Here is a 4690-nt window from a genome sequence, read left to right on the forward strand (position 1 = left end):
GCCGGGTCCCGCCGTGGCGGCGTCCAGCAGCGCGGCGCGGGTTTCCACGTCGGCGTGCCAGCCGGCCAGGAGACCAGCCACCGGGTCGTCCTCGGGAGGCTGCTCGCCGCGGCGGAGCGCGTCGAGCAGCTGGTCGTCCCGGAGTACCGGGTCGTGCGGCGGGGGAGTGGGGGCGTCGAAGGTCACCGGATCACCATGGCCAGGCTGTCACCGGCGAGGGCGCGCAGCCGGGTGAGCGCGCGGTGCTGCGCGAGTCGGACGGCACCCCCGGTCATACCCAGCACCGTACCGACCTCGTCCGCGGTCATGCCGACCGCCAGCCGCAGCACCAGGATCTCCCGGTGGGTGGCCGGCAACTGGGCCAGCAGCTCGGCGAGGCGGGCGCCCAGGTCGGCGGTGAGGGCGCGGCGCTCCGGCCCGGGAGCGGGATCGGCGCTGTCCGGCACGTCGGCGACGCTTTCGGTCCGGTCCCGGCTCGCCGCGCGGCAGGCGTCGGCGACCTTGCGGGCGGCGATCCCGTAGACGAAGGCGAGGAAGGGGCGGCCCTGGTCGGTGAAGCGGGGAAGCGCCCGGAGCACGGCCAGGCAGACCTCCTGGGCGACGTCCTCCGCGGTCGCGCCACCGGCACCGACGTGACCCAGTCGGGCCAGGCTGTAGCGCACGACGATCGGCCTGATCTGGGTCAGCACCCGCGCCACCGCGGCGGGATCTCCCGCGACGGCCCGACGGACGACGTCGGGCTCCGGTGTGTCCATCAAGGTCAAGAGGCCCTTCCGCAGCGCTGGCTCGAACGGTAGCGGTCGGTGGGCGTACCGCCAAGGGGTCAGCGGTGAAACGCGGCGCCGGGTCACGGCGATAACCCGGCAGGAGGGCCGTGCACCGTCTCACCTGGCGTCGTCGACGCCGGGTCAGCCGTTGTGCGGCTTTTCTATTAGATTTATATATTTCCAATAACGAATGGCTTCCGGCCCTGGTCGGGACCCTTCTCCCTGCGACAGCCTCGGCGTGGGCCAACCGCCCCAACCGCACGTGGAGAGGAACCCCCATGCGCAAGACACTGGGCGTCGCGATGCTGACCGGCATCGTCGTCGCCGCCTCGGCGACCGGCGCCACCGCCGCCCCCCGCGCCGAGGCGGACAGCGGCTACATCGTCGTCCTCCGCGCCGACGCCAACTCGGCGTCGGTCGCCGCCGAGCAGGCCAGGGCCAACGGCGCCACCGTCGGCCACATCTACGAGTACGCGCTGCGCGGCTACTCGGGCCGGATGAGCGCCACCGCCGCCGCCCGCATCGCCCGGGACTCGCGGGTGCTCTTCGTCCAGCCCGACGGGGTGGCGACGGCCGACGCCCAGACCACGCCGACCGGCATCAACCGGGCCGACGCCGAGCTGAGCCCGACCGCGAAGATCAACGGCGCGGACGAGCGGGTCAACGTGGACGTGGCGGTCATCGACACCGGCATCGACCTCACCCACCCCGACCTGAACGTCTACACCGCCGGGGCCAAGAACTGCTCCACCGGCACCAGCGCGAACGACGGCAACGGCCACGGGTCGCACGTGTCCGGCACGATCGGCGCCCTGGACAACGGCGTCGGCGTGGTCGGGATGGCGCCGGGGGCCCGGCTCTGGCCGGTCCGGGTGCTGAACAACAACGGCAGCGGGTCGTTCTCGGACATCATCTGCGGCATCGACTACGTGACCGCGCACGCCAGCGAGATCGAGGTCGCCAACATGAGCCTCGGCGGCTCGGGTTCCGACAGCGCCTGCGGCAGCAACAAGGACGCCATGCACGAGGCCATCTGCAAGTCGGTCGCGGCCGGCGTGACGTACGTCGTGGCCGCCGGCAACGAGACCGACAACGCCGCCAACCACGTGCCGGCCGCTTACGACGAGGTCATCACGGTCAGCGCGCTCGCCGACTTCAACGGCCAGCCGGGTGGCGGCGCCGCCCCCACCTGCCGCACCGACGTCGACGACACCATCGCCGACTTCTCCAACTACGGCGCCGACGTCGACCTGATGGCCCCGGGTGTCTGCATCTACTCCACCTGGAAGGGCGGCGGCTACAACACGATCTCCGGCACCTCGATGGCCAGCCCGCACGCCGCCGGTGGCGCCGCCCTCTACAAGGCGACCCACCCGTCGGCCAGCCCCAGCACCGTCAAGTCGGCCCTCCAGTCGGCCGGTACGACCAACTACAGCTGGCCGGCCGGTGACCCGGACGGGATCCAGGAGAAGCTGCTGAACGTCTCCACCTTCTGACCGTCGGCAGTAGACCGTGCCGGCCCGCTCGGGCCGGCACGGTCGGCCGTACTCAACGTCGACCGCCCGTACGCCGGGCGGTCGACGAGTGTCAGCTCAGCGCGGGGTCGGGGCGGGCCCGTCGACTGAGGGGCCGGTGGGCCGGTCGGTCGGGAACTCGGTGGTGCCCGGGTTCGATGGCGAGTGCTCCGGTTTGCCGGTCACCCGGTCGGTCGGTTCGCCACCCGGCCGGTCGGACCCGGTGGCGGACGGGTCGGCCTGGTTGCCCCGGCCGTCGAGCAGGCGGTCGCAGTAGCTCGGCACCTTCTCCCGCCCGTTGGCGGCCGAGACCAGCTCCGCGAAGCGGGGCGTCTCCAGTGCCCGGCGCCGGTTCTCGTTCGCCTCCGCCCGGTACGCCGTGCAGAGCCCGACCAGGGAGGGCGAGTCGGTGGGCCGGCCGGAGGCGCCGGTGGCCGGAGTGGGGGAAACGTCGGGGCCGGCGGTCGGCGACGGGTGCCCGCCGGCGGTGGCGCCCGGTGTCGTGCCCTCGTCGGCGCCACCCAGGGAACCGGGAAGGGTTCCGGTCGCGGCGGCCAGCGCCACGCCGCCGGTGGTGGCGACGAGCAGGGCGGCCAGGGCGACCTTCGCGCTGAGGAGCCCGGCGAGGGTCCGCCGCTGGGGGCGAGATGCCGCCACCGGCAGCAGGCCGGCCTGCGCCATCCGGAAGGCCCGCAAAGCGGCCGCCTCGCCGGTGAGCTCGTGCGGACGCGGGGCGGCGCGGACGGCGGTGAGGAGTCGGAGGAGCGCCTCCGAGCCGTTCGGCGGGTCGGCGACGGGACCGACGAGCAGTCGCTCGACGGTTTCCTGGTCCATGCGGTGTGCGTTCATCTCGTGTCTCTCAGCGCCGTCGCCTGCTCCGGCGTCACACCGCGACCCCCATCCGCCCCCGATCACGCAGGTGAGCTCGATCACCACCGTGCGCTACCCGCGGTCGGGCGGCCCCGGCGGTCCGGCTGCAGGCCGGAGGCGACGGCGGCCAGCGGTTGCCGATTCGCCGGGATGGAGGTGAACTGAATTACATGGGTGTTATTAAAGTGGGAACGTCCTCCTGGGCCGACCAGATGCTGGTCCGCTCCGGCTGGTACCCGCGCTCGGTCAACACGCCCGCCGGGCGGCTCGGCTGGTACGCCGAGCGGTTCGGACTCGTCGAGGTGGACACCTCGTACTACGCCGTCCCGCCGCCGGAGACCACCGAGGGCTGGGTCGCCGCGACGCCGCCGGGCTTCACCTTCGACGTCAAGGCGTTCCGCCTCTTCACCGGCCACCACACCCCGGTCGCGGCGCTGCCCGGGGACCTGCGCCCGGCCGGCGCCCAGGGCCGGATCCGCTGGCGCGACCTGCCCGACGAGACGTACGACGAGCTCTGGAACCGGTTCTGGGCGGCGCTGGCGCCAGTTGCGGCGGCCGACCGGCTCGGCGCCGTGCTGCTGCAGTTCCCACCCTGGCTGGCCCACGGCGCGGCGGCCAAGCGCCGGATCGTCGAGCTGGCCCGGCGGTGCCGGCCCTGGCGGGTCGGTGTGGAGCTGCGACACGCCTCCTGGTTCACCGACGAGACCGTCGTCGACACCGTCACCTTCCTCCGCGAGCACGGGCTCAGCTACGTCTGCGTCGACATGCCGCAGGGGTACGCCTCGTCGGTGCCGCCGATCCTGGTCGCCACCGCCGACCTCGCCGTGGTCCGGTTCCACGGGCACAGCACCGCCTGGGAGAGCGGCGACAAGCAGGACAAGTTCCGCTACGCCTACGGCGAGGAGGAGCTGCGCTGCTGGTCCGAGCTGCTGGAGGAGCTGGCCGGGCAGTGCGCCGAGCTGCACGTGCTGATGAACAACTGCTGCGGCGACCAGGCCCAACGGGACGCGGCCCGGCTCGCCGAGCTGTTGGGCGTGGAAGCCGTTCGGAAGCCCGCCGTCACGGCCACCTGACGCCGGCGGAGGTTTTTCCCGGTGCGCTCCGGGTACCGGCGGTGCCGAGGACCGAGGCGAGGGGGAACGTGTGAGCGAGCGGGACGAGGCGACGAGCCCGGCGCCGGACGAGCGGGACCCGCGGGAAACCCGGGAGGCCGAGGAGGCGCACGGCGGCAGCATGGCACCGAGCCTGGTGGACGACACCGGGCACCGGGTGGCCGAGCCGCCCGCGACGGCCGTCCCGGAGCCGACCGCGCCGGAGCCAGCCGTGCCGGAGACCGAGCCGGAGCCGTCCGCGATGGGGACGCCGGGGGAGGACGGCACCGGCTCCTGACCGACTGCGACGACGGATGCCCGGGGCGGTGTGCATCGCCCCGGGCATCGTGCCGTCAGCGGACGCCGATCAGCTTCTGCAGTTCCTGCCGGCCGGGTTCACCGGCCGGCACCCGGCCCGGCCCGGCGCCGCGGGCGGACGCCGACGCCC

General features: G+C 73.7%; 6 protein-coding genes. 3 read left to right on the forward strand and 3 right to left on the reverse strand.

Annotated elements, in window-relative coordinates; genetic code table 11:
- Together DKL51_RS00620 and shbA are read right to left on the reverse strand one after the other, a co-directional pair.
- Positions 1–186: anti-sigma-D factor RsdA (locus DKL51_RS00620; RefSeq protein ID WP_221623109.1), on the reverse strand; the 186-nt coding region annotated here is incomplete at its 3' end.
- Positions 183–755, reverse strand: a complete 573-nt coding sequence (gene shbA / locus DKL51_RS00625; protein ID WP_109942790.1) for an RNA polymerase sigma factor ShbA — start codon at positions 753–755, stop codon at positions 183–185. The genes DKL51_RS00620 and shbA, both read right to left, overlap by 4 nt.
- Before the next feature lie 290 nt (positions 756–1045).
- On the opposite strand from shbA, the gene DKL51_RS00630 reads away from it, so the two are divergent.
- On the forward strand, positions 1046–2263 hold the full coding sequence (locus tag DKL51_RS00630) for a S8 family peptidase (RefSeq protein WP_109942791.1): 1218 nt from the start codon (positions 1046–1048) through the stop codon (positions 2261–2263).
- A gap of 96 nt (positions 2264–2359) precedes the next feature.
- Here the strand turns inward: DKL51_RS00630 and DKL51_RS34605 are convergent, their stop codons facing one another.
- Positions 2360–3130 (reverse strand): hypothetical protein, encoded by a 771-nt coding sequence (locus DKL51_RS34605; protein WP_165823019.1) that lies wholly within the window; start codon positions 3128–3130, stop codon positions 2360–2362.
- Positions 3131–3321: 191 nt separating this feature from the next.
- Here DKL51_RS34605 and DKL51_RS00640 point away from each other — a divergent pair, with 191 nt between their 5' ends.
- Both DKL51_RS00640 and DKL51_RS00645 read left to right on the forward strand, forming a co-directional pair.
- The gene (locus DKL51_RS00640; protein WP_109942793.1) at positions 3322–4224 is read left to right on the forward strand and encodes a DUF72 domain-containing protein; all 903 of its coding nucleotides are present in this window, start codon (positions 3322–3324) and stop codon (positions 4222–4224) included.
- Positions 4225–4294: 70 nt separating this feature from the next.
- Positions 4295–4540, forward strand: a complete 246-nt coding sequence (locus DKL51_RS00645; protein WP_109942794.1) for a hypothetical protein — start codon at positions 4295–4297, stop codon at positions 4538–4540.
- Positions 4541–4690 lie beyond the last annotated feature (150 nt).

This window comes from Micromonospora globispora (assembly GCF_003857015.1).
Lineage (GTDB): Bacteria > Actinomycetota > Actinomycetes > Mycobacteriales > Micromonosporaceae > Micromonospora > Micromonospora globispora.